Below are 26,145 nucleotides of genomic sequence, written 5' to 3'. Positions count from 1 at the left end.
CGTTTCTAATATAGATAAACAGCAGTGATATGAGAATTCAATTTGGAACGGTCTTGATACATGAATAAAAACAACGTTTTAGGATCCTTTCTACTCGTTGTAACAATGAGTGCCGTACTCGGGCTCTATTTGTTGTACCCATTGCAGGACGACGACCTGAGTCATACGCAATCAACGAACATTGCTGCTTACACCCCAGAAAACGAACTGGCTAAATCCGCATATGGGCTTCAGTTAATCAAACTGCTTGAGCTATCTCGCGGTGACCCACTTCTCGCACAGCAAAAGCTTACTGAGCTTACAGACACTTCACCTGCAAAACCTTCAGCTATTTACCAAGCTTACCGTCTGATGATTCTGTCAAATGTCGCCCATCATCAGCAAGATACCGAAGCCGTCATGAGATACGTTCAACAGCTTGAAGAACTGGCTGACCACGAAGATTTGTTGTGGTTGAAAGCCCAGTCGCTTGTTGAATTATCCATCGAGTATTTGAAAGAAGGGGAGCTCGCAGCCTCTGAAATTCAAATCCGCGCCGCGATCGATATTGCAGAATCCATTCGATACGAAGAACTGTTGGTCAAAGCCTATAACACGGCGGGCGCCATCAATAACGTTCGTAACGATCTCCAAGATGCTCAATACTTTTTCCATCAAGGGATACAACTTGGTAAAAAGTACCCAAAACACATTTATAACAGCAAACTCATGTCTAACATGGCGTTGCTGTACATCTATTTGGAAGATTGGCCTAAAGCACTCAAGATTATTGAAAAGGCCAAAAAGCTCTATTATCAAAGCGGTTTACTTGAAGATGAAGCCATTGGCATCCTCTACATTAACGAAGCCTTTACCTATTTAGGCAGTGGCGATCTCGTGAAAGGTCGTATTGCTTATAACAAAGCGCAATAGCTTAATAGTGAGAGAGTGAGTGCTCGATACAAGGTTCTATTACTTAGAACATATAGCGATGTATTACTCGCGGAAGGTGATTTTCAATCAGCATTAAGTGTGACGAATCAATGCATTCACTATCCTGGCGTTGAGAAATACACACTTCAACATGGTCAGTGCTATCTCAACCGAGCGTTGGCGAAAATTGGACTGAATCAAGACGACGATACCCTGACAGATTTTCAACACGCGTTCGACAGTTTTGAAGTGGTGGGCAGCCGAAGCTGGAAGGTACTCGGTCTAAAACGGTTGGCTCAATATTACGAATCAAAGGGCGACCTTGATAAGGCATTACACTATTACAAGCTTTACTATAAAGACAATAAAGCGCTGCTTTTTGACAAGCGTCAGAGTGACATCTTCCTTTTAGAGCAAGACTTTGCTACTGCGACACTCGCAAAAGAAAACGAATTACTCAACACTGAAAAAGATTTAAATGAGTTGTTACTGCAAAAGCAGCAGCTTAGGAATCGAATCGTTGTCGCACTGATCATCATGGTAGGTATTAGCGCATTTTTATTGATGATTCGACTGCGTTCAATTCAATACAAGAACAAAGCCTTGTTAACACAATCAACGACTTGTGAGCTCACAGGCTTATTCAATAGACGCTATCTTGAGCAGTTACTCACTCAACCTATGTCATTCGACCACACTGAATTTGGCGTGAGTTTGGCGATTTTAGACCTCGACTTCTTTAAGCGAGTGAATGATACCTACGGGCATGATGTTGGTGACGAAGTTCTGGTGGAAGTGGCTAAGCGTATCCAACAACAGTTGTCTAAAAACGATGTCGTCGCTCGTTGGGGAGGGGAAGAGTTCGTTCTGCTACTTTCAGGATCTCAGGAGCCAGAACAACAACTGGAAACCATCAGGCTAGCCATCGCTCAGCACCCCGTTGATACTCATACTGGAACGTTGAAGCTTACTTGTTCGATTGGTGCCACTATTAACATCCCACAAGAGCAAGTTAATAGCGGAACCTATAAGAAGCACCTCAAGGCCGCAGACGATGCTTTATATCAAGCTAAAGAATCGGGTAGAGACTGTGTGGTCATAGCTGAAAGTTAATCGGTAATTAGGGAATAAAAAGCCATTCTGATCGTGGTTAGATAAGAATGACTTCTAGGCGGTAATTTTGGTGTCAGTGTTAGATGAGCGTATTAACTTACTTTGCGATGCCTTGCAGCATTTCTACTAATTCGCCTTCTGTCGCAGGCTCTTTAGAAAGCTCGAACACAGCAGAAGATCCACCTTTCAGCATGTAGGCTTGCGTTCCGCAATGATCGTAGTGGAACCATTTACCATCTACACAGACATCGGTGTAACATCGAGGGTCTTGTTTTAGTGTCATATCAATTTCCTTATTAACATTTGCCTAACGTTTTTCAATCTAAGTGATCACAAATGTGCGCAAATTGATCTACATCAAGTTAGGGTGTAAATATTCTTAAAATGATCAAATGGGTGAGCTGTGTCGAACTCATCAATTGACACTTTCTTCTTGGCTGGCTTGAAAGGGCGTGATGTTTGTTAGCAATTGATTTTCTTTTTCTTGCCACATGCTGGCTTTCTACTTAGGCTACAAACTCTTCTAATCTCCCTATTTACGTGATTGCATTCAAAAATGACTAATATTTTTATCGTTGTAGTGGTTCTTGTTGTGTTCTTTTACTTTATTCAAAAGTATGTGTTTAAACACGACGACACCAAAGACCACGCTTACCAAAAGAAAGGCGCATTGCTCAACGTACAGCAAGCCACCTTTTATACGGCCTTGATCTCCGCAGTGGGCAATCATGGCGTGGTGTTTGCAAAAGTGAACATGGCAAACGTACTTGCGCCTGCAAAATCGAATACCAAGAAAAACTGGTTCATCGCGAACAATAAAATCGCACGAAGCTATTTCGACTTTGTGGTGTGTGACCCGCGTACGTTAGAGCCAAGAGTCATCATCGAGCTCGACAACGGCAAAGAGCTGAATAAGGGCAAGGTAGATCGCGAGAAGCTGCTAATACACGTGTGCAAATCGGCAGGGTTACCCTTGATTGGTGCATCGGTAAAACACAGCTACCAGGTGAGTCGTTTGAAAAGGTTATTGGCAACTCATATTGACCTTATTGAACCATCGAAAGAAGTTCGATTCTGTAAGAAGTGCGGTAGCCCGATGATCATCAAGTTGGCAAGCCAAGGTGACTATAAAGGCCGACGCTTCTTCACATGTAGCCGTCAACCTAATTGTACTTACACCGAGAATTACAATGTTGTGTTCGATGTGGATGAAGATTCTAACTAATATCTTGAGTATAAATACTTAGAGCAAGGTAATAAGACACGAAACCGGCAGATGTATGTAGCTATTGAAGTAGAGGCGAAATGTGATCTACTTCAAGCCATTGATCTGCTTTGTGTTTAAAATTTATTCTGATTGTTGTTTTTAAAAGCAAACGATCAGTTTTGTGTAAATTTATCCTTGCGCGCTACCCATTCACTCGCTATTATCCATCTCGTTCTGAAGCGTTAGCCACTTAGTAAAGCGGTTAGTTAAGTTTCACAGCATTGCCCGCTTAGCTCAGTTGGTTAGAGTACTTGCATGACATGCAAGGTGTCACTGGTTCGAGTCCAGTAGCGGGCACCAAATTCAAAAAGAAAGCCCACCTAGTGTGGGCTTTTGTGTGTCCTGAATTCCTTGTTTTATCAGTGATTTAGCGAATTTCACTTCCGAGAACGTCCAATAGCATCTTGTAAAATCCACAGTTTAAAGTAACACTATTGGTAACATTAGAAGGGAACATGGATTGGTGATGTTACTATGGCTAAGAAAACAACCCCATTAACGGCTACGCAGATCTTGCAAGCAAAACCTAAAGAAAAGGAATATAACCTGCTCGATGGCGATGGACTTGCATTGAGAATAAAGCCTAATGGCTCCAAATTGTGGCTCTTTAACTATTACCGTCCAATTACTCGTAAGCGAGCAAACCTCAGTATTGGTAAATACCCATCTGTATCGCTTGCTAAAGCTCGAACCAAAGCTATTGAAGCGAGAGAACTACTTGCTGATGGTATTGACCCTAAAGAGCACCGTGACACTACTCTTAGAGAAAAACAGTTAGAATTGTCGAATACGTTACAGTCGGTATTTGATGATTGGATTGAAGTGAAGAGAACAAGCGTCAAAGAGCAAACGGCTAAAAAGTTAAAACAACGAATAGAAAAGTACCTCTTGCCGGATCTAGGTAAGTGTCCACTTAGCGATATTACAGCCCCTCAAGCGATTAAAACAATTAAACCTATTGCGAACCAAGGTAAATTAGAAACAGTAGGGCGCTTGTGTCGCAATCTCAATGAGATAATGACCTTTGCAGTAAACACAGGTGTTATTGAGCACAACAAGCTCGCAGGTATTGGTAAAGCATTTGAAACCGCCAAGGTAACCAACCAAGCTGCGTTAGCCCCAGATGAGCTTCCAGAACTCCTCAAAACAATCAACTACGCGTCAATTAAGCCGATCACTCGCTGCTTGCTAGAATGGCAACTTCATACTATGACAAGGCCAGCTGAAACAGCCGGGGCACGTTGGGATGAAATTGATAGAGAAAAGATGCTTTGGATCATTCCTGCTGAACGAATGAAAAAAGGAAGAGTACACACTGTTCCTTTAACAAAACAAACTTTAGACCTATTAGAAACAATTGATTTCATCACGGGTGAAAGTGAATACATTTTCCCAGCAGACAAAAGCAACCCCAATCACATCAATAAAGAGACAGCAAATAAAGCATTGGTACGAATGGGTATGAAGGGCAGGCAAACTTCTCACGGTTTACGTGCATTAGCCAGTACCACTCTAAATGAGCAGAACTTCGATCCAGATATTATTGAAGCTGCGCTCTCTCATGTTGATAGAGATAAGGTGAGAAGCGCATATAACCGCACAGACTACCTTGAACGTCGCAAAGTTCTAATGGCGTGGTGGAGTGATCATATTGAAGAAGCTGCAACAGGAAGCTTGTCGATGAGTGGTAAAAAGAGCCTTAAGATTGTGGGTTAATTGCAGACCGAGTATTAGTACTATCAACACTCGACAAATTGGTTGGTGACAACTAATCCAGTATTGATTTTGCGTGCTGCAGTCACAATTAGCTCGAAAGAACCCCTGAAACCATTACGTGAAAAAGGTCAACGGAATGCCTTGCCCAGAGATGCTGACGACCTAAGTTTTGGGTTTAGAACGGAGGACAAGGTAACACTCTTTACCTGGTTGAGTACCATCAAAGACCGAGGCGTTTTTTAGCTGCTAGCAAAGCTTGAATTTGTTTTTTAAGCTCATCAACTTCTGTTTTCAATTTTTCATTCTCTGAAATAGTCTGATCATGATAGGACGTTTGGGTTTTTATTTTATCCTCTAATAGTGAATTTATATTCATCTCACTCTCAAGCTCTTTATAAAGTTCTTCATTCTCAACAGTAAGTTGATCAATGACTGAAGTCTGATTAGATTGAGCTCTTTCTCTTAGCTTTTCCATTCTAGCATTAGCAAAATTGATTTTTTCATACCTTAATTTTTCAATGTCTTTTTCATGTTTTAGCTGTTTATGGGCAAGGCGTTCTACGCTCTTTCTGTCAATTAAGTCGTTGTACGTGTCATAGATTAAATGTTCGATTACGTCTGACTTTGAGAGTGGAGTGTTTCTATTCTGTGCTTGTGCGAGTGAAAAGCGCAGCTTGTCGAGTTCGGTAATTGCTTGATTGCTCAGCGTATAGCTTCTGGTCTTTGAGGAGCTAGATTGCCTGTATTTGAACTGCCGGTAGCTTTGTCTGATTTTTCTATATTCACCCGCAGAGTTTATCGTCACCAAACGGTTGCAGACATACTCTTTCTTAGACAAATCAAAGCTTTCACTGATGGTATCGTAAGGGGACGAAATTCCCTTCTTGTCTAAATGAGTAATTAACCAATCAAGCTCGTTTTCAGTTAACTGGTCAACCCAACTCACATCCCATTTATCCAATGCTCTCATATGAAGACTCCCTATTTTTTACTCAGTATATCGAAATGCGAGATGACATGTAGGTGTCACTTTTTGAAGTGTGACATGTAGTCATTATGTGTTATGTTACATGTCACTAAAGCTAAAATACCTATAGGTTTATTTGTGGTTGAATTTCAAATTGTTGATAAATGGTTAAGAGGTTTAATCGCAAGAGATAAACTATTTATGCTGAATTTATTGCATCATGAGGGCGTAGAAGCTGAGTACATATTGTCGGTTAAAGAGCTATCGATAAAATTTGCCTTTCCAGAAAATATGATAAAAGCGAGCATAACCTCTCTCGTTAAACAAGGCGTGTTACATAAGCATCGAATTGATTCGAGGCAATATTGCTATCGTTTCTCAATGTACTCAGTTGTGATGAAAAATCATTTAAGATTTGCATCGTTTCAGCCTGATAGAGGAGAGGTCGATGCGCTATCACTTTATTGCCTTTACTCAGTAGTAGATAAGGGGAGTGGTGTTAATAAGAGTTGGATTGATGCAGTCGATTGTTTGAGTTATGCGGGACGTTTAATACTCTTCTGGTTGATATCAAAATCACCATTAGGATGTATAGTTATTCCTGGAACGAAAGAGCTAGCTAAGTTTTCTGGTGTTGGTGTCGACGGTGTCCGTAATCAGTTGGAGCGTTTAATATCCTTAGGAGTAATCACAAAGCTGAGTTCAGGCTTTACTGGGAAATACTTGTATGGTGTCGTAAGTAGTAGTTATGGACTTCTTTTTTCAGATGAGGGTAGAAAGCTTGTGAGTTACTCCGACCTATTACTAGAGAGTTACGAATCAAACTATGATTATGATGTGTTAGTAAGTTCAATAATTATGCAGTCTAAGGGGGAGTGTTGCGATGAAGTGAAACGAGCGCTGATAGATATACATTCCGATTTGTTAAGGCCTGCCATTGCTAAGCATTTGTTGTTCAACTTATCTATACACTGTATCCAACATCCAGATACCAATTTTCATTTGGAAGCGCTATGTCCATTGTCCAAGGCTTATCAGGGGATCCTTGATAACGAGTTGAATGTTGACGAGTTGGAAATGATAAAGGTGGGGCTCTCTGAAGTCATGAAAGGTCTTAAGTTTGCTTTTGATGCATCGTTGACGTTTTCAGATAATTGGTAAGACATAATTTATTACGAATAGTTTTGATATTTATCAGAGTGGTACTGTTTGGTCACTCGCCTAGTCTTTTGACAAATTGATCTATAGGTGAGCAACTTGCTGGCTTAAGGTAGCGAGACAACCTTGTATCTATTCAATGTGGAATGTGAATCTCACTAGTTCGACGAGTATTAGAATTGTTTTCCATGTTGATACAAAAGGCTGCACTATCTTCTGCAAATAAAAAATACATTCTCATCCCTATTGTATAGAGAGCTTCTGTTTCGACAAGGGGCTCTACCTAACAGGCATGACTGAAGAGATTCGGTTGTGTCTGTTAGATTAAGAGAGCAGAGAAGACTGGGTAGGATTTATAATGCATAGAGGAGCATGACCATGCGACATCATTATAAATCTTTTTCTTATCTCTTTTTTCTATCAAATTTATTCTAGTCAATTAAGAGTCCTAAAGACTCTTATGTTTATCAATATCAATCAATTACAGATCAATTTTTCATATTGAATGTAATGTTGAGTCGAAGCTAACTAATCTGGAAATGAGTTGTTGCCCTATCGATAGTGTGCAAGGTCGTTACGAACTCATTGTTACTTATTGTATGAGACTAGGTGATTCCCTGTGGTGCTAGATATCTTGGCGTCTAAGGGAGTCATCGTTTTTACAACCGTAGTGAGTGAGGTCAAAATGAGATTGATTCGATTAAGAGAAGTGTTAGATAAAACAGGGTTGAGCAAGGCGACTCTCTACCGATTGATTGCTGCTGGTGAGTTTCCTGCAAGCATTCAAATATCTGCTCGTACTGTTGGCTGGGAAGAATCCTTGGTTGATGAGTTCTTAATGAGAAAGGTGAGTCAAAGCAATTTCAAGCGAGAGCAGGCTGAAATGAAAAATAGCCCACATTACGTTACCCCTGAGAAGCGAGTTAATCCTTTCGCTTCGTATTGAAGCAAAAAAAAGGAGCGTTACGCTCCCTTCCTAATAATCGACAAGCTACAAGCCTAAGGCTTTCGCTGTCTGTTTGTATTCTTGCTCGACTTGAGACTTCACTAATTGTCGCCTTGCCTCAATAGGCGCTCTATCAGAGATGTTCTGAGCGCGTGATTCAACTTGTTTTAGTTGGTTCTCTTTCCACTGGCTGAGGGATTGTTGAATCTGCTCAGGTGTAAGAGTAGCTTTAATCGATTCGACACTGAGCGCATCAATAGCGCTTTCAGCACTCACGTTCATTGAGATGGTTAAAGCAGCTAGTGTGATGATTTTAGTAATGATTGATTTCATGATAATTCTCCAATTGAGATGTATGTATTAGTTAGGTAAAACTCAACGAAGTGACGACAGGTGAGATAAACGCTAATAGCCTAGATATGGGGTTTTTCTTGTATAATATGCGTTTCAGATAAGGTGGTTTCGACATGACCATACTAAGGGGGCGGCCGTCCCCCTTAACATTGTTCGTCTTAGCTAGAGACGTTTAATGGCGCAGCCAATCGTAAAGTACAGTTCTGCCTTGCACACTAACCTAATGGAGTTGAAGTAAGATTAGTGCCCCATGCTTTACTTTGATTGCGCTATGGCACAATGGAACATGAAAGGGAGTAAGTACCCTGTGGATTCCATTGAATTTTTGAAGCAGAGGTAAGGTATCACTGCTTGCGTCATTATCTGTCCGATGCAATCAATTGAGTGACATTACTTAGTTGTTGTATTGAGCGCTTAGGCTCTGATTTGAGTTGATACTGCTGTAATTGAAAGCCTGACGGGTAATCAAAATAGAAGGTCAGTACTTTCAGCTTAGCAATACAGGTTAAAGGAAGGTCGTCGTAATCGTTGAGTGTATTTTGATAGACTAAATAAAGCTCACTTGCGGTCGTCGTGATACCAACAGGTGAGACTTGCTCTATCTGTTTACCGGATTTAAGGGTAAGCGTGATTTGTTTTTGATGAACCAGTGCCACTGAAATGGGTTCGAAGAACTCCCCTAGCGTTGTTGGTGTGTTTAGTTCATTAATCACTGCATGTGTTTTGTTTGTGTCTCCTCGTGGTGGTTTCATTCCTGCATAGGTGCGTGGTTGGGCTCTTAACAGGCTGAATGCAAAATCAATGGCGTACTCTAAGGATGGTGGGAGTTGCTGGCTAATGGTTGCTTTGGCGAGCTGTAGCAGGACAAGCTCTCTCGCGCCTAAGGTTGGTTGACTGTACATTCCGCGACTGTAACCAAAAGGTTTACTTCGAGTGTCTTTATCGACATCAAAATAATCGACGATAACATCGAGATTACGCTGTACGCTTCTGATGCCTCGATACATCCCTGCATCCACTAACTCAGCCTGAAGCTGCTTAGCCGTCACCTTTCGACCTTGTGGTATACGTCGATATAACTCAAACACCAATGATAATTGCTCTGTGGTACTGGCTTTATCCCTTGTTGTCATGGTTAGGTCGCTGCTGGTGGTTACTTGATAGAGTGGCAATCATCCTAACGATGGGTGCGTCACTATCTGACCGATGGCGTCTTTAACTTATCGATATTTTAATCTCGTCATAGGCTCCCATTTGTAAGTAAGCAAGAAAGTTACTTTCCCAGAGAGAGTAGAACTCCACAATGGATTTATCGTCGCAGCTTTGCCACCCCATAGAGGCAATGAACGTTTGTCCGTTAGCAATATCAAAATCCACATTACGCTCTAGCTCTGGGTAAACGTTGCTCATGTAAGCAAAGTCAGTAAGGTATTGGATTTGATACTGGCTCTCCTGTTCTTTCAGCAACATGATTTCTACCGGGTGATAGCCACCAGCGTCAGCACTGTAACTGACATCTCGAAAGTTAATGGTGAGGCTTTCACAGCCCCTCTTGGTTGGGTTCTGTTTCCAGAAAGTCTCTATCTTGTTTTTCAACAAGCTTTTGAGTTTTTGAGATACGGGTGAGTATGGCGCTGTGATGGTCAGTGTTTGTGGTTTCATGGTCTTTCCCTTTCAATAGTTATTTATTCGGTTGGATGATATGTATCTGAGATTGGCTTGAATCGAATGTGGTTGGGATGGTTGAAGTAAGAAAGAAGCAACTACTGAAATCGACTGACGATAGTGAGTGTCTGTGTATCGAACTGTGATGCCTTTAGGTGTTTGGTGAATGCCTTGAGCCAGCTAATGAAGAGCGAATGCACCTCAGGCCTGTTGAGCTCGCATCGTTGGATATCTGGTTGATAGAACCATTGGTGTTTGAAGTTAAAATATAGAGATACTTCAACGCTCTCAGCTTCTAGTGTTGGGTAATCAAAAGAAGCGATGAATCGTACCTCCCAAGGTTCATTAGGAGTAGCTCGTTCAAGCTGTACCTCTATGGGGTGTATCCCGCTTCGGTTGCTGTAGAAGCTTGCGGCCTTAAGGTTAAGCGCAAGGCGTTTTGTTTCTGTGGGAATGTCGTATTGTTCAATTAAGAGCTCAACCAGCTGGTGGAATAGGTCGAGTTTGAAATTACGTTTGATAACACGATTCATAGCCAACCTCTCTCAGCAAAAGACACACAATCACTGCCCACCACAATGTGGTCGAGTACTCGCACATCAATCAGTGCTAAAGCATCCTTTAAACGCTCTGTAATGCGTCTATCAGCCTGTGATGGGGTGGAATCACCCGATGGATGGTTATGAGCAAAAATCACCGCTGAGGCGTTTCTCTCAAGCACCAGCTTCACCACTTCTCGTGGATACACTGAAGCGCTGTCAATCGTGCCAAAGAACAACTCATTGAACTCAATCAACTGATGTTGGTTGTTGAGTAACATCACCCCAAAGACTTCTCTCTCATATTCTCCTAGCTTGCAGCGTAGAAAGGCTTTCGTGTCATTCGGACGAGTAAAAGCATCCCCACTCACTAAGCGGCTCTCTAGTATCTCGACGGCTTTCTCTAATATCTGGTGCTCTGTGACGGGAGCGCTGAAGGTATATAGCGTTTCCATATCTTCTCCTTGTATCAATAAACGGAATACTCAAGGGGATAATATGGATGTGAAAAACTTTTCAATCGAATTTGAATGAGGCCACCTGAGACCAGTTGAGATAAAAAATACACAACAACGTCTTTGTTTGAGTGAAACCAACAAAGGCAGTCATCATGAATTCAAACCATTCGAACACCGAACATCCCAATCGCTTGATGAGATTAAAAGAAGTGATTCATATCAGTGGCCTTTCAAGGGCGTCAATTTACAGCTTTATGGAACAAGGTGCTTTTCCTCAGTCCGTGTCATTAGGCGCGAGAGCCATTGGCTGGCGCTCTCAAGATATCCAAAACTGGATACAAGAGAAGATACAAGAGCGAGACGAAAGACTGGCAATACAAGCAGTGGAAAAGGCAAAACAGGAGAAACGCTATGGAAGATAAAATGATGAACAATGAGGCAGGTTTGAAGCAATTAGAGAAGGGGTTTTATCGTGATTATCAAGTCGATATTGACCATGGCAATCTTTCTCTGGCTGCGCTTGAGATTTTATCTCGTGCATATCAAAACGCCTTGATGCGCTTTGGTCACTGTTATGTCTTTCGATTCCGGTTACGAATACCCAAAAAACAAAACCAGCAAGAGAAAACGCTAATCAACCAATGGTTCTACCGTCTGTGCCACTACCGAAAGGATGACAACCTTAACGTGATATGGAAAAGGGAGGTGAGCCAAACGGGTTGTATAAGTTACCGTATGACTCTTTTCCTTGATGCTTCAAGTTACCCTCCATTTGTCAATGAATTCAAGCTTAGAAAGCGACTGACAAAAGACACCAAAAACTCGTGGAGAAATACAACCAATGTTGATAAACGTAATATCAATGCCGTTTGTCTCTTTCTGAATCAACCACTCGTTGAGTTGAACAAAGAGCATGATGATTACCGTTACCAGCGTGGGTTTCTTTTCTATGTATTGAGTAGACAGGCCAGAGTCAACACAACGACTCATGATGAGAAAAACACATTAGGCTCGTTTATCAGTAAATCTAAAAAGGCCAAGAAGAAAGCCGATTACGCTAATACCAAGGAGAGTTGTGATGGACAATAAGCTCTTTTTCTCCAGCGCTCGAACAGGGAACCCCAAGCGTGACAAATGGCAAACACCACCCGCTGTATTTAAGAAGCTCAACGAAGAATTTCACTTTACGCTTGATGCAACGGCTGAGCCTGAAACAGCACTGTGTGACCATTACTTCACGATGGATGATGATGCGCTCACTCAAGACTGGAGTAATCAGACGGTCTACTGCAATCCACCTTATTCCCAACTCAAAGACTTTGCTAAGAAAGCACAAGAAGAAGCGAATAAAGGGGCAACCGTCGTCATGTTGGTTCCTGCTAGAACGGACACAAAAGCCTTCCATGACCATTTAAGCCATGGAGAGGTGCGTCTTATTAAGGGGCGACTTAAGTTCTTACAAGATGGAGAGGAGCAGGATGCAGCGCCATTCCCAAGCATGGTGTGTGTAATGGGAAATGATGTGGAGCAAAAAATAGGAACCACTACTCAAGACAAGCTTAAGCTAGAGCCCAAGTAAGTCATTTTTTACATAGCGCCTCTATCTCATGAGAGATAACAACACGAGGAAATTCTCATGAGATTAGTTCGTTTAAAAGAAGTAATAGAAAGGGTTCAGTTGAGTAAATCGAGTATCTATAAAATGATGGCTAACGGGGAGTTTCCACACAACGTATCACTCGGTGAGAGAGCTTCTGCATGGGTAGAGTACGAACTGGATGAATGGATAGATAATAGAATGTAGCAACAGTATGAGCCAGTAGTGAAAGCTACTGGCTCTATGTTCTTAAAAAGGCAGTAAATCGATGGAATACTTGTTAGTTAGGCATCACGAGACTCTAATCACAATTACTGATACTTATCTAATACTTAATCGTCATATGCAACTGACCCATATACTATCGAGTCAGATTGGTATATGGGTCGGTTTATGTCGGGGAATGTTTCTTACTACAACGAAAACGCTGTTCAGCTTGCAAAGCAGTACGATTCTTTAGAATTCGAAAATGTCCACCGTGTGTGGCGTATGTATTGGCCTTATGGTGATGCAAGTGTACTTGATATCGGTGCTGGCTCAGGTCGAGATTCGAGGTGGTTTGTTGAACAAGGCTGCTCAGTGGTCGCTGTTGAACCAGCAAGCGAACTTTGCCAGTTAGGGAGATTAAACTCCTCGACTCAAGTTCAGTGGTTAGACGATGCTCTGCCTGCTTTAAGCAAAGCTAGAGAGCTGTGCAGTCATTACGATTTGATTTTACTTTCAGCGGTATGGATGCATTTAAATTCGGCGGTTCGAAAAGAGTCGATCGCTGTATTGTCTGAACTGCTTTCCGAGAATGGAAAACTAGTGATCACATTGCGTCATGGCGGCTTTAATGATGAGCGTAGTGCTTACAGTGTTTCAGTCGAACAATTAGAAAGGTTAAGTGAAGCTGTAGGGCTGACAGTCTGTCACGTTGCCGAAGACTCTGATTCATTGAAGAGAAAAGAGATATCTTGGCGAACCGTAGTGTTAGAACATGCAAAATCTAACAAAAGCAAGGGTCGATAATGGCATTAGAGTACTACTTAGATCGTTTTCAAAACCTGAAAATGAACAATGCTGGTGGCAAAAAAAGTCCTCATAAAGTCTGTATGTTGCTGGCTGTTATGGATCTAATTCAAGCAGGGCATATTTCGACCAATAAGATCTGCCTTAACCAAGCCCTTAAAGAACGGTTTACACATCACTTTGATAACCTAGCTCAGGGGGCTGACAAAAATACCCCAGAAAACCCTTTCTTCCATTTGAGAAGTGAAGGCTTTTGGCACCTTTTCTTCAATGACGGTTATGACAATACGTCAACCAGTCGTTATTCAGTAAAGGCGGTCTCCCACGCATATATTGACGATGAGCTGTTTAGCTACATGAAAAGCTATATCGTTTCTAACGAACTAAAGGATGCTTTAGTTTCTAATCTATCTGATCTAGCGACGTTATATCATCAGTGGTTGATTGATATTGGTAAATCTGAAAAAACCGCGAAGAACTACCTTGGAGCCATAAGAGGCTCGATATCTAATTGGTTGATGGATGTTGGTGAGTTAGAAGCACCGCTTACTGATATCAATTCGTATCGTGAGTTTGTTGGTTATGAAGAAAAAGCGAGAAAGTTGGAACAGTTTCAAATTTGTGACTCTAGGGGTAAGGGGATGTACAGCGCCGCTTTGTCTCATTACCACAAGTTTTTAGCTGACCTATCTCAAGTCGATGTTAATGCAGACATCAAACAAGTGATGACTGACAAAACTTTGTCCGAAACTGAAAAGACTATTTTGGTTAATACAAGAGTAGGGCAGGGACACTTTAGATCAAAGCTGATTCAGATGTGGGGTGGTTGCGCCATTACAGGGTATCGAAATACACAGCTGTTATTGGCTTCACACATTAAACCCTGGCGAGATTCTAGTAATGAAGAGCGATTAGATAAATTTAATGGTTTGCTGCTTCTTGCCAACCTAGATAAAGCGTTTGATCTCGGTTTTATCTCCTTTGATGATAACGGAAAGGTACTTATTTCAAGCTACTTGGAGTCTCCGGATATGATCGGTTTAAAGGAAGATATGGCATTTAGAATCATGCCGGATCACAGACCATACCTTCGTTGTCATCGAGGCGAGTTATTTAAAGGACGCTAATTGAATTCTTGCTCAATACCTTCAGAGTGCTCTGGGTAAAAGTCAGAGCTCTATTCCCTTCAATACCGATGTAGATCACTATAGTTCATACTTTGTCATGTAAACTACAGTTGCATATAACGTTATCATTCCAACTTTGCGATTGTATTTTTAATGACGAAACTTCTCCTCAAAACCAACTTTTTGGCACACCTTCTTGGCAAGCGACAACAGGTAAACGTTAACGAAGACGGTATTACCATCTTCAAAGACAATATAAAAACGTTGTACAAGTGGGATACGATAGTTGCTCCTCCAGTAGCCAAATTAGGCTTTTCAGGTGGCGTTTTGTCGTTTGAAACAAATGACGTCGGTTTGTCCGTTCCGATGTTGAGCTACCTATTTACACATCGACACAAACACACTTTCTTTCCTTTTTGGGCCAACAGTAACGCTCAGAAACTGATTCCATTTTTGGACCAAGTGGAAAATGCCTCTGCCGCAAGTTTTATTAGAACGTCTGAAACTCGAAGCTTTCAAACCATCGCAAATAAAGAAGCGAAAAGGTGGAAGGGATGGCGGTCAGCTTTAGGGTTAAGCGAACTAGCCCAACAGGTCGCTCACACACTCGATGTAATTTGTGCCTGGAAGCCGTCAGATATTGAGAATATGCGCTATGCCTACGTCCAAAAGCAGCTAACAGAATACGGAATGTTTTTCGACAACGTCGAATCTAACCCGTTAACAGAGAAGCAACGAATCGCTTGTATTACGGATAACGACAACAATCTACTTTTAGCTGGAGCGGGTACCGGTAAAACAAGTGTTATGGTTGGTAGAACTGGGTATCTGATTAATAGTGATCAAGCGACTGCAAATGATATCTTGCTGTTGGCTTACGGTCGTATTGCAGCTAAGGAAATGGACGAGCGCATCAAAGACAAACTGGGTTTTGATGACGTGAGAGCCAGCACCTTCCATAGCTTGGGTATGAAAATAATCGCTGAAGTTGAAGGTTCAAAACCAAACCTATCCCCATTTGAAGACGACATTAAAGCTAAATCAAAATGGATGAACGATAACCTAGAGCAACTCATGCTTGATGATGGCTACCGTGAGTCTTTACTTGAGTACTTCAGCTCGTATTATTTTGTTGATAAGAATCCTTTTGAGTTTCAAAGTGAAGGTGAGTATCTACAGTACTTAACTGACAATGACATCCGTTCATTGAAAGGCGACCAGGTAAAGAGTTACGGTGAGGTTGTCATTGCCAACTGGCTATTTAGAAACGGAATTAATTATGATTATGAAGCGAGCTATCGATTTGACGTAAGTACAGATCAATATCGCCAATATCACCCAGACTTTTATTTACCAGACCACGACATTTACATTGAATACTACGGTACTGATGAGCACGGTAATACAGCCCCGTGGATTGATAAAGATCGCTATCAAGAGTCGATTGAATGGAAACGCCAAACGCACAAGCAATACCAGACTGGTTATGTTGAGGTGTTCTACCACCAGCATAAAGTTGGAAAGCTTCTTCAGGTGCTTGAAAATAAACTGTTGGAGCGTGAAGTCGAATTTAACCCCATCCCGCCACAGGATTTACTTAATAACCTGCGCCAGTTAGGTCAAGTGACAGAGTTGGCTAAATTGTTTAGTGCTTTGGTGGATATGTACAAAGCGGCTTGCCTTGATGATATTGCGATAGAGAACGTCATTAGAAACTCAATCGATCCCAAGCAAACAGAGAAAGCATTAGAGTTGTTGTATCCACTATACAATCGCTATGAGCTGTTTCTTCGTGAAAAACAGTGGATAGATTTCAATGACATGATCAGTAAAGCATTGATGTACGTCCAAACCGGACAGTTTGTTTCATCCTGGAAATACATCTTAGTGGATGAGTTTCAAGACATCTCAGAGCCCAGAGCTAGGCTAGTCAAAGCGTTGCGTGATTCACTGCCTGGTACGTCACTGTTTTGTGTTGGGGATGATTGGCAGGCTATTTATCGCTTTAGTGGTGCAGACGTTAAGCTTACTACTAATTTTGTTGAGTATTTCGGTGCGACTTCGGAAACAAAATTGGATTTAACGTTTCGTTTTAACAGTGCGATTGGAGATGTAGCAACGCAATTTGTCACCAGAAACCCAGTACAAGTCAAAAAAGACATTCAGTCCCTGATTAAGGTTAACAAGCCTGCTGTATCAATACTCAGACAAGGTAGAAATGAACAAGGTGTATCTCCCCTAGAAAAAGCGCTTAATGCTGTTTTGGCTTGCGTTCATACCTCAGGTAAACCAGCGCAGAATAAGGTGTATCTACTAGCCAGGTTTTGGCATCAAATGCCTGATTACCAGCAGCTTCAAGAAATTAATAGACAATACCCATCATTACAAATTACTTGTCAGTCATTCCATGCCTCTAAGGGTAAAGAAGCCGATTATGTCATCATTATGGGATTAATAACGGGTAAGAATGGCTTCCCGTCTCAAAAAGTAACCCCTCCGCTGGTGGACGCGCTATTGCCTAAAGGTGATGATTACGAATTTGCTGAAGAGAGGCGCCTTTTTTATGTCGCTTTAACCAGAGCAAAACATAGAGCGTACCTATTAGCAGATATGACGGATGTCAGTGATTTTGTTGTCGAACTCATAAAGAACAAATACTACGTAGATACCGATGAATTTGATGCATCGTTTGTACAGAAACTGTTTGAACAAATTTCTTGTAGCAGCTGTAAAACAGGAATATTGAAAGAGCGCGTTAGTCGCTACGGTAAGTTCTTGTCTTGTTCGTTCTATCCTCGTTGTAAGCACAAAGAAACCCCTTGTAGCCAGTGTGGCAGCCCAATGAGCAGTACAACTAAGCCTGGCTTTCAGGAGTGCATCAACGAAGAGTGTGGCGACATTCGCCCTCTCTGCAAGCGTTGTGGAAGTGAGATGAAGCTAAGAAATGGGAAGTACGGTCAGTTCTGGAGTTGTTCGACATATAGAAAAAATGCAGATAAAAATTGTGGTTATACGCAGAAACTAGAGCAGTTGAATATCAACTAAGCGACTATTGCTGTAAAGTATTTATCAATAAGTAAAGATAATTACGGAAGATAGAATGGCAACCTTGCTTAGTTGGCTTGGAAGAACAGACCTTGATCAGATGAAGCTAGATAAAACAGCTTCAATTGCGACTATTGCGTTAAAAGCGCCAGCATTTGATGATGTCGTGATTCTGGCTAGTACATGGGAAGATGAATGGCATGATTACAAAGAGTGGCTTGAAAAAAAACTTGCTTGTGCCGGGCGCTCCAATACTTCAGTAAAGATTCAACGTATCAGGTTGTCATCTCCAATTGATTACACTGCAATTACCAAAGTCATGCACAAGCAACTGGCTCATGTCTCTGATCAGGCTGATGGTATTTATCTAAATTTGACCTCTGGTACTCCTGCAATGACAGTCGTTTCTGTTCTACTTGGAAAGAGTATTGCGAAATGTCAGTTAGTTCAAACTACCCCTCAAGGTCAGTTAATCGAAGTTGATGTACCTGTAGACTTTTCTGCTGAGTATCAAAAATCTTCGTCAACAGCTATTGCTCAACTTGCTTCAAAAACACCGTCTCTCAATAGTGCTTTTGATTCGATTACGGCCAAATCTACTGTCATGCAGAACGTCATCAAGAAAGCGCAACGATTGGCTTATGCAGATCTGCCGGCTTTGCTACTCGGAGAAAGTGGTACCGGTAAAGAAGTGATGGCAAAAGGTATTCATAAAGCCAGTCCTCGTGCTGATAAGCCATTTAAAGCTGTTAACTGTGGTGCTTTACCTGAAAATTTGGTTGATTCCATTTTGTTTGGTCATGTAAAAGGTGCGTTTACAGGGGCACACCAAGATCATGCTGGTCTATTTGAGCAAGCAAATGGTGGAACATTATTTCTTGATGAAGTTGGTGAACTCCCTTTAGCCGTTCAAGTTAAATTACTTAGGGCATTGCAGCAGCAGGAAATTACAAAGGTGGGAGACGTTGCCACGAAAAGTGTTGATGTGAGGATTATCGCTGCGACACACCGTGACCTTTTTAAAATGGTTTCTGACGAGTCTTTTCGTGAAGATCTTTTCTATCGGCTAGCCGTTGGAGTGATTGAGTTGCCTTCGTTAAGGGCGCGTTCAGAAGAGATCCCTTTCCTGATCGAAGAGTTGATGATCGAGATAAACCAGCAGATGAAGACTCATCCCTTATTTGAGAGTAAGAATATTTCCAAGTCTGCAATAGAATTTGCAGAAGCATACAGCTGGCCGGGTAATATTCGTGAGCTATGGAACACATTAAACCGAGCCGTATTATGGTCGGAAGGTAAAGAGATCACTAAACAAGATTTGGAGGTCGCGATAATAAGTCGCGACCTAACTTCGGTGAACAATGGTGAATTTAGGGTCCCTGGTGACCTTCAGCAACATATTGATAATATAAAGAAAAGTGCAATTGAATCTGCGATGGATTATGCTGCTGGAAACAAATCTAAAGCTGCAAAATCGTTGGGTTTAAATAATCATCAAACGCTGAATAATTGGCTGAAAACGCTTAATTTGGAATCATAAAAACAACCAAGTTTGAAATTGGCGTAAACGTTGCTAAGTATCACTCATCTTAGGAGACAGAAAGGTGAAGAAGTCTATGAATTTTGAACATTTGAGAGAACAGTGGCCAGAGCTAGCTGAGCTTGGTGCTTTTGCTGAAACGTATGCCGTTGTTGACCCGCAAAGTGCTCTCGTGAAGCTACGTTGTTATGTTGAAAAAATTGTTGGTTACCTATACCAAGAACTTCACCTACCTGTTGCTCCCAATGCTTCAATGCACGACAAACTTGTCAGTGGCGCTTTTACCTCGGTTGTTGATAAAACCATTGCTGATAAGTTTCACGCTGTTCGCAAGGGGGGCAACAAAGCTGCTCATGAAGGGAAAGTCTCACAACATGATTCGATTTGGTTGTTGAAAGAGTCTTACTTTATTGGTTGCTGGCTCTATATGGCCTATGGCGACGGTGATATAGAAGGTTGCCCTAAATTTACTGTTCCAGACAATGCACCAACGGGTGAAGAGTCTAAAGCTGAGTTCAAGAGAAAGAACAAACTGTTACAGCAGAAGCTTAACCAAAATGATGACCTTCTTAAGAAAGCGCTAAAAGAATTAGAAGAAGTAAAGCAAGCGCAGTTAGAAGCTCAGAAACAAGCCGCTCAGCTGAAGCAGCAAACTGACCACGTTAAAGCCGATAAAATTCGCACTAATACCCTGTCACTAAAAAGCAGCTTTGACTTTAATGAAGCCGAAACTCGTAAGCGTCTCATTGATGCTGAATTACGCAGTGAAGGTTGGGATGTCGCTCTTGATAATGAAAGCACGGAACAGGTGTCAAAAGAGTACGAAGTCGACGGCCAACCAACCACAACAGGCAAAGGTCGCTGCGATTATGTATTGTGGGATGATAATGGCAAACCATTAGCAGTTATTGAAGCTAAGCGTACTCGAAAAGATGCCAATGCAGGGCGTGAGCAAGCGAAACTATACTCAGATGCACTAGAAGCAAGTACCGGCCAGCGCCCAGTCATTTTCTACACTAACGGTTACGAAATCTATATTTGGGATGATGCTCAGGGTTACGCACCTAGACTGATTTTTGGCTATTACTCAAAAGACAGCCTTCAATATCTGATTCTTCAACGAGAAATAAAGAAAGATTTAAACAGCACACCCATTGATACAAAAGTTGCGGGTCGTTTATATCAAATGGAAAGCATCAGCCGTATTTGTGAGCGCTTTTCAGACAAGCATCGAAAGGCCCTTATTGTACAGGCAACCGGGACGGGTAAAACGCGAGTCTCTATTGCTTTAGCCAAGCGCTTGTTAGATGCAGGTTGGGCGAAACGTATTCTGTTCTTATGTGACCGAAAAGAGCTACGTAAACAGGCTGGTAATGCGTTTAATGAGCACACTAAAGAGCCGCTTTTCATCAAAGGTAAAAGTAAGAAAGAACTAGCTTCAAAGGCGCGTATTGTTATCGCGACCTATCCGGGTATGATCCAAAATTATGAAGAGTATGATGTTGGCCACTTTGACCTGATCGTTGCTGATGAATCGCATCGTTCGATTTACAACAAGTACGGCGAGCTATTCAAATATTTCGATGCATTACAAGTGGGTTTAACCGCGACTCCTGTTGAGATGATTTCGCGCTCAACCAGTCAGTTGTTCGGCTGTGATTACAAAATGCCGACGGCGAACTACCCACTTGAGCAAGCGATTGAAGAGAAAAACTTAGTTCCATTTAAAGTCGTTACTCACACAACTCAATTCTTACGTGACGGCATTAAGGCAAGCGAACTGACGGATGAGCAGATTGCAGAACTAGAAGATCAAGGTATTGATCCAAACACTCTGGATTTCGATGCGAAGCAGGTTGATAAAGCCATATTCAATAAAGATACCAACCGAGCAATCATCCGCAACCTAATGGAAATGGGTTTAAAAGATGTGGATGACCAACTTCCTGGTAAATCGATTATCTTTGCAAGAAACATAGCTCACGCCGAACTGCTAGCTGAGTTGTTTAGTGAAATGTACCCAGATATGGGTGGAAATTTCTGCCGAGTTATCCACTCAAAATATGAGAGAGCAGAAGAACTTATCGACAACTTCAAAAGTACTGAAGGGAACGATGATGAAGTTACCATTGCCGTCTCAGTTGATATGTTAGACACCGGTATAGATGTACCTGAATGTGTTAACTTGGTCTTTGCTAAGCCTATCAAATCAAAAGTGAAATTTTGGCAAATGGTAGGGCGTGGTACGCGTTTATGTGAAAACTTGTACGGACCAGGGTTAGATAAAAAGCACTTCCTCGTCTTCGACCACTGGGGCAACTTTGAGCATTTCAAAATGAACCCAGATGAGGATGAAGGAACGCAAAGTAAATCTTTGGCGCAAAAAGTATTTGAAGCCAAATTAGTGCTTGCCGTCGAAGCGCTTAAAAAAGCAGAGATGGAAATCTTTGCCGACGTTATACCGCAGATTAAGGCGGACATTGACTCTCTAAATGATCAAACCATCGCGGTACGTGAGAAATGGAAACTAAAAGCACAGCTGAGTGAAGAAAAGCGTTTAATGCAGATGGCGCCAGATACTAAAGCGTTACTCTTTGATGAAATGGCGCCTCTGATGCAGTGGAAGAAGACCACTGGTGAAAGTGAAGCGCTGCGTTTAGACCTGCAACTCTTACAACTGCAACTCACCAAACTGCAACAGCCGAGTAAAGTCGAGTTAGAAGTGCCGCCAATATTGGATAAAGTTACCAGTCTGTCGATGCATCTAAATGAAGTGCGTAGCAAAGCGAGCACGATTAAGCAGATTCAACAACCCAACTATTTGAGTGATGCCGATTATTTTGCGGTAGAAGCGTGTCGTCATAACTTACGTACGGTTATCCATTTACGCGATAAAGGCGTAGCGCCTCCTGCACCGAAAACGCCCATTATTGACTTGCAAGAAGATTCAGGGCTGTATGAAACGCAAGAGATTAAAACCGACATCATCACTGTGGATTACGAGATCTACCGTCAAGAAGTTGAAAAAACACTGACACCACTGTTTGAATCTAACACTGTGCTACAGAAAATACGTGGTGGGCAAGCGGTGACAGAAGCTGATTTATCAACACTGAATGCACTGGTGCATACACAAAACCCAAATGTGGATTTACATACACTTAAAGAGTTCTTCCCTGAATCAACAGCAGAGTTGGATCAAATCCTGCGAACGATAGTTGGAATGGATGAACAACAAATTGAGCATGAATTTACCGCATTCGTTCAACAAGTTCATACTCACTTGAACTCAAGACAGCAGCGTTTTATCGGTATGCTCAAGAATCACTTATGTCGTTATGGCAGCGTTGATATTGAAGCTCTTTATGACGCACCATTTAATCAAGTTGATGATGCGGGATTAGACGGAGTTTTCCCTAACCCTGCGCAAGCAGACATAGTTGAACAGTTTGTTCGCCGCTTTAGCGTGCATTTGGGTAATAAACAATCAAGCGTCGAGAAAGCAGTGAATTAGCCCTTTGGTTAAGCCAGCAAGCTGATTACACTACAACCATTAAACCAGCGACTATTACCTTGAGTTAGGGCCTTGAATTAAGGCTCTGAATACCCCGCTGGTTGTTCCCGAACTCGCTTTGCCGAAGAATTGAGCAAGTAGTTAAGCGAAAAACTAAGAGAATGAATAATGATTACATCAGGTGCACTAAAAAGCCAAATCGATAAGCTATGGGAAGAGTTCTGGACTGGTGGTATCACCAACCCTTTAACCGTCGTTGAGCAAATTACTTACTTGATGTACGCCCGTATGTTAGACATGAATGAGCGTAACGATGAGAAGCGCAGCGCTCGTACTGGTAAGCCATTTAATCGCCGCTTTCCTGTTAGTGAAGATAAAGAGAAGGACAAGCAACATATCCGCTGGGAAAATTTCCGTCACTTAGGTGCGGAAAATCTTTACCCATTGGTTAAAGACGAGCTATTTCCATTCTTTAAAGAACTGACCAGCGATGACACCTTGTTTGCTGAATTTATGAAAGACGCGCAGTTGATGATCCAAAAGCCATCGCTATTAGTCAAAGCGGTAGAATTGGTGAGCGAACTGCCGCTAGAAAACAAAGATGTAAAAGGCGATTTGTACGAGTACCTGCTTTCAAAATTGACCACCGCAGGTATTAACGGTCAGTTCCGTACACCGCGCCATATCATCCGAGCAATGATCGAAATGCTCGATGTAGAAGAAACACACCGCATTTGTGACCCTGCTTGTGGTACTGGCGGCTTTCTTTCATCGACGTACGAATACCTGTTAGAGAAATACTCTTCACCAGAAGGCACTGAGAAAGAGCAAGCATTTGACGAAGAAGGTAAGCCAGTATTAGATGTGCATGGTAAGCCTGTATTTAACTATCTGTACGCTGGTGACGAGCTTGAAAACCGCGCCCATATCGATTATGACATGTTCCACGGTTTTGACTTTGACTCGACCATGCTTCGCGTTGCCGCAATGAACCTAGTAATGCACGGTGTAAAACAGCCGGATATCCACTACCAAGATACATTAAGCCAAAGCTTTATTGAACGTTTCCCAGGTGAGGCAAAAAATGGTTTCGATATCATCCTAGCCAACCCGCCGTTTAAGGGTAGCCTAGATGAAGAGGACGTCGATCCTGCGATTCTAAAAGTCGTCAAAACTAAAAAGACCGAACTGCTGTTTGTTGCTCTGATCCAACGCATGCTTAAGATCGGTGGGCGTAGCGCAACAGTTGTGCCTGACGGCGTGTTATTTGGTAGCTCTAAAGCACACCAAGCACTGCGTAAACACCTAATTGAAGATAACCAGTTAGAAGCGGTTATTTCACTACCAAGTGGCGTGTTTAAGCCATACGCAGGTGTGTCTACCGCAATTCTCATCTTCACCAAAGGTGGCAGTACTGAGAACGTTTGGTTCTACGATGTACAGGCCGATGGAAAATCACTTGACGATAAACGTTCGCCAATCAAAGAGAACGATTTACCTGATCTTATTAAGCAGTACAAAGCGTACCAAGCTGCGGTAATGGCGGGTGAATCAACTGAGCAATGGTCAGACAAAAAACAAAAAGCCTTCTTGGTTGATAAAGAAGATATTAAGTCGAACAAATATGACCTGTCGATTAATCGCTATAAAGAAGTAGTGTACGAGCAAGAAAGTTATGAAGAACCAAAAGTGGTTCTAGGCAAACTCAAAGCACTAGAGAATGAGATTTTGGCTGACTTGAATGAGTTGGAGTCAATGCTATGAGTTGGCCTTTAGTTAAGCTAGGCGACCTATTTAAGGTAACATCGGGTGGGACCCCATCTCGCAAAAAGTCGGAATATTACGATGGTGGAGATATCCACTGGGTAAAAACTGGAGATCTCCATAATAAGTATGTTCGTTCGGCTAGCGAGTTTATTACTCAAGAGGGATTGGATGGTTCTTCTGCAAGGCTTTACCCAAAAGGTACGGTGTTGGTTGCAATGTATGGTGCAACGATAGGAGCTTGCTCTATTCTTGATATTGAAGCAGCAACTAATCAAGCATGTGCTGCATTCATTCCTACCGAGAAAGTTGATTCTGTCTTTTTGTATTACTTGCTGAAGCATAGTAAACCAGCTTTTGTCAAAGCAGGTTCAGGCGGTGCACAACCTAATATTTCAGGTACTTTTCTTAAGAATTTTGAAATCCCACTCCCACCACTAGACGAACAAAAGCGCATTGCTGCTATTTTGGATAAAGCAGATGCAATTCGCCAGAAACGAAAGCAAGCCATTGGCCTTGCCGATGAGTTCTTACGCAGCGTGTTTTTGGATATGTTTGGTGATCCGGTAACGAATCCGAAGGGGTGGGGTGTTCGTAAGCTTCAAGATTTAACATCAAAACTTGGTAGTGGGTCAACTCCACGCGGAGGGAAGGAAGCTTATCTGAGCGCCGGGATTTCTCTCATAAGAAGCCTTAATGTGCATGATAATACCTTTATCTATAAAGATCTTGCATTTATATCAAACGAACAGGCTGAAAAGCTTAAAAATGTAGTCGTTCAAGAGCAAGATATTCTTTTGAATATTACAGGCGCGTCCGTATGTCGTTGTACAATGGTTCCAAGCAACGTATTACCCGCTCGAGTAAACCAACACGTTTGTATAATACGTGTTGATAGGGAGTTACTTTTACCAGAATTTGCGAAGAGGCTAATAACCTCGACGAGTTTTAAGCAAATGTTGATGCGAATCGCTACATCTGGAGGCGCTACACGAGAGGCTTTAACAAAACAGCAGGTTGAAAATCTAACTTTAATAGTTCCTCCGATGGAACTACAAAAGAAATTTTGCGATATTGTTGGTAAAGTCTTAGATATAGATACTAAAACTAATAAACAAGTCGCTTTTCCTTTGTTCGATAGTCTTTCCCAAAAAGCTTTCTCAGGCCAACTATAAATTTCAGAGGTATCTTCGGATGCCTCTTTTTTGATCAAAGGTTAGGTCTGTTCTACTTTAAATAACGTTAAACAGCATTGCTTTCCGTTGGTGGTTTCAACGGCCCTAGATCGCAATAGTACTCACCACATTAGTGGCTATCCAAATAATCTATTTTATCTAAACTTAACCGTAAAATTAATTACACCTTGGTAATTTAACTTCCAAAGTTAAAGTGTGATTACCGACTTATTCCTTGATAAATCAACTTGTTACTAATCGGAATGTTTGTTGCAAT

At 41.9% G+C, this 26,145-nt stretch carries 22 protein-coding genes, 1 tRNA gene and 1 pseudogene; 17 read left to right on the top strand and 7 right to left on the bottom strand.

Annotated features, from left to right (window positions below):
- The first annotated feature begins 60 nt into the window (after positions 1–60).
- Positions 61–2,025: pseudogene (locus IHV80_RS25410) on the top strand (diguanylate cyclase).
- A gap of 97 nt (positions 2,026–2,122) precedes the next feature.
- Here the strand turns inward: IHV80_RS25410 and IHV80_RS09040 are convergent.
- Positions 2,123–2,308 carry a hypothetical protein gene (locus IHV80_RS09040; RefSeq protein ID WP_099166894.1) on the bottom strand — a complete coding sequence of 62 codons (186 nt, stop codon included), beginning with the start codon at positions 2,306–2,308 and terminating at the stop codon, positions 2,123–2,125.
- Between the two features lie 273 nt (positions 2,309–2,581).
- Between IHV80_RS09040 and IHV80_RS09035 the strand changes: the two genes are divergently transcribed.
- The 3 genes from IHV80_RS09035 to IHV80_RS09025 all read left to right on the top strand — a co-directional run bounded on the left by IHV80_RS09035 (position 2,582) and on the right by IHV80_RS09025 (position 5,008).
- Positions 2,582–3,250 carry a DUF2726 domain-containing protein gene (locus IHV80_RS09035; RefSeq protein ID WP_102278572.1) on the top strand — a complete coding sequence of 223 codons (669 nt, stop codon included), beginning with the start codon at positions 2,582–2,584 and terminating at the stop codon, positions 3,248–3,250.
- 265 nt (positions 3,251–3,515) lie between these two features.
- Positions 3,516–3,592: transfer RNA gene (locus tag IHV80_RS09030), tRNA-Val, on the top strand.
- Between the two features lie 174 nt (positions 3,593–3,766).
- Complete coding sequence (locus tag IHV80_RS09025; protein WP_192888796.1) at positions 3,767–5,008, top strand: integrase domain-containing protein; 1,242 nt, start codon at positions 3,767–3,769, stop codon at positions 5,006–5,008.
- 220 nt (positions 5,009–5,228) lie between these two features.
- On the opposite strand, the gene IHV80_RS09020 is transcribed toward IHV80_RS09025, so the two are convergent.
- The gene (locus IHV80_RS09020; RefSeq protein ID WP_192888795.1) at positions 5,229–5,978 is read right to left on the bottom strand and encodes a hypothetical protein; all 750 of its coding nucleotides are present in this window, start codon (positions 5,976–5,978) and stop codon (positions 5,229–5,231) included.
- A 135-nt stretch (positions 5,979–6,113) separates the two neighbouring features.
- Between IHV80_RS09020 and IHV80_RS09015 the strand changes: the two genes are divergently transcribed.
- Together IHV80_RS09015 and IHV80_RS09010 are read left to right on the top strand one after the other, a co-directional pair.
- A complete protein-coding gene (locus IHV80_RS09015) occupies positions 6,114–7,136 on the top strand; it encodes a hypothetical protein (RefSeq protein ID WP_192888794.1) in 1,023 nt (340 codons plus the stop codon).
- Between the two features lie 682 nt (positions 7,137–7,818).
- Positions 7,819–8,079 (top strand): helix-turn-helix transcriptional regulator, encoded by a 261-nt coding sequence (locus IHV80_RS09010; protein WP_055318719.1) that lies wholly within the window; start codon positions 7,819–7,821, stop codon positions 8,077–8,079.
- A gap of 45 nt (positions 8,080–8,124) precedes the next feature.
- On the opposite strand, the gene IHV80_RS09005 is transcribed toward IHV80_RS09010, so the two are convergent.
- From IHV80_RS09005 to radC, 5 genes are all read right to left on the bottom strand, one after another.
- Positions 8,125–8,412 carry a hypothetical protein gene (locus IHV80_RS09005; protein ID WP_192888793.1) on the bottom strand — a complete coding sequence of 96 codons (288 nt, stop codon included), beginning with the start codon at positions 8,410–8,412 and terminating at the stop codon, positions 8,125–8,127.
- A 380-nt stretch (positions 8,413–8,792) separates the two neighbouring features.
- On the bottom strand, positions 8,793–9,566 hold the full coding sequence (locus IHV80_RS09000) for a hypothetical protein (protein ID WP_226088484.1): 774 nt from the start codon (positions 9,564–9,566) through the stop codon (positions 8,793–8,795).
- A gap of 82 nt (positions 9,567–9,648) precedes the next feature.
- Positions 9,649–10,095, bottom strand: coding sequence for a DUF2787 domain-containing protein (locus IHV80_RS08995; RefSeq protein WP_192888791.1), 447 nt, complete (start codon positions 10,093–10,095; stop codon positions 9,649–9,651).
- A 101-nt stretch (positions 10,096–10,196) separates the two neighbouring features.
- A complete protein-coding gene (locus IHV80_RS08990) occupies positions 10,197–10,631 on the bottom strand; it encodes a DUF2787 family protein (RefSeq protein ID WP_192888790.1) in 435 nt (144 codons plus the stop codon).
- A complete protein-coding gene (gene radC, locus IHV80_RS08985) occupies positions 10,628–11,092 on the bottom strand; it encodes a RadC family protein (protein WP_192888789.1) in 465 nt (154 codons plus the stop codon). The genes IHV80_RS08990 and radC overlap by 4 nt, the downstream gene beginning before the upstream one ends.
- 155 nt (positions 11,093–11,247) lie before the next feature.
- Between radC and IHV80_RS08980 the strand changes: the two genes are divergently transcribed.
- The 11 genes from IHV80_RS08980 to IHV80_RS08930 all read left to right on the top strand — a co-directional run bounded on the left by IHV80_RS08980 (position 11,248) and on the right by IHV80_RS08930 (position 25,868).
- A complete protein-coding gene (locus tag IHV80_RS08980; RefSeq protein ID WP_102535802.1) occupies positions 11,248–11,517 on the top strand; it encodes a helix-turn-helix transcriptional regulator in 270 nt (89 codons plus the stop codon).
- A gap of 1 nt (position 11,518) precedes the next feature.
- On the top strand, positions 11,519–12,184 hold the full coding sequence (locus IHV80_RS08975) for a YagK/YfjJ domain-containing protein (protein WP_226088483.1): 666 nt from the start codon (positions 11,519–11,521) through the stop codon (positions 12,182–12,184).
- On the top strand, positions 12,174–12,674 hold the full coding sequence (locus IHV80_RS08970) for a phage N-6-adenine-methyltransferase (RefSeq protein ID WP_016784429.1): 501 nt from the start codon (positions 12,174–12,176) through the stop codon (positions 12,672–12,674). Before IHV80_RS08975 ends, IHV80_RS08970 begins: the two co-directional genes overlap by 11 nt.
- A gap of 57 nt (positions 12,675–12,731) precedes the next feature.
- On the top strand, positions 12,732–12,899 hold the full coding sequence (locus IHV80_RS08965; protein WP_055318677.1) for a helix-turn-helix transcriptional regulator: 168 nt from the start codon (positions 12,732–12,734) through the stop codon (positions 12,897–12,899).
- Between the two features lie 186 nt (positions 12,900–13,085).
- Complete coding sequence (locus tag IHV80_RS08960) at positions 13,086–13,703, top strand: class I SAM-dependent methyltransferase (protein ID WP_192888788.1); 618 nt, start codon at positions 13,086–13,088, stop codon at positions 13,701–13,703.
- The gene (locus IHV80_RS08955) at positions 13,703–14,830 is read left to right on the top strand and encodes an HNH endonuclease (RefSeq protein WP_192888787.1); all 1,128 of its coding nucleotides are present in this window, start codon (positions 13,703–13,705) and stop codon (positions 14,828–14,830) included. Before IHV80_RS08960 ends, IHV80_RS08955 begins: the two co-directional genes overlap by 1 nt.
- 153 nt (positions 14,831–14,983) lie before the next feature.
- Positions 14,984–17,875 carry a UvrD-helicase domain-containing protein gene (locus tag IHV80_RS08950; protein WP_192888786.1) on the top strand — a complete coding sequence of 964 codons (2,892 nt, stop codon included), beginning with the start codon at positions 14,984–14,986 and terminating at the stop codon, positions 17,873–17,875.
- A 100-nt stretch (positions 17,876–17,975) separates the two neighbouring features.
- Positions 17,976–19,415 (top strand): sigma-54 interaction domain-containing protein, encoded by a 1,440-nt coding sequence (locus IHV80_RS08945; RefSeq protein WP_226088482.1) that lies wholly within the window; start codon positions 17,976–17,978, stop codon positions 19,413–19,415.
- Between the two features lie 76 nt (positions 19,416–19,491).
- Positions 19,492–22,929, top strand: coding sequence for a DEAD/DEAH box helicase family protein (locus IHV80_RS08940; RefSeq protein WP_192888784.1), 3,438 nt, complete (start codon positions 19,492–19,494; stop codon positions 22,927–22,929).
- A gap of 168 nt (positions 22,930–23,097) precedes the next feature.
- The gene (locus tag IHV80_RS08935; RefSeq protein ID WP_192888783.1) at positions 23,098–24,693 is read left to right on the top strand and encodes a type I restriction-modification system subunit M; all 1,596 of its coding nucleotides are present in this window, start codon (positions 23,098–23,100) and stop codon (positions 24,691–24,693) included.
- Positions 24,690–25,868 carry a restriction endonuclease subunit S gene (locus IHV80_RS08930; protein WP_192888782.1) on the top strand — a complete coding sequence of 393 codons (1,179 nt, stop codon included), beginning with the start codon at positions 24,690–24,692 and terminating at the stop codon, positions 25,866–25,868. The genes IHV80_RS08935 and IHV80_RS08930 overlap by 4 nt, the downstream gene beginning before the upstream one ends.
- Positions 25,869–26,145 lie beyond the last annotated feature (277 nt).

Source organism: Vibrio bathopelagicus, assembly GCF_014879975.1.
GTDB classification, from domain to species: domain Bacteria; phylum Pseudomonadota; class Gammaproteobacteria; order Enterobacterales; family Vibrionaceae; genus Vibrio; species Vibrio bathopelagicus.
This window is presented reverse-complemented; position numbering and strand designations above follow the sequence as displayed.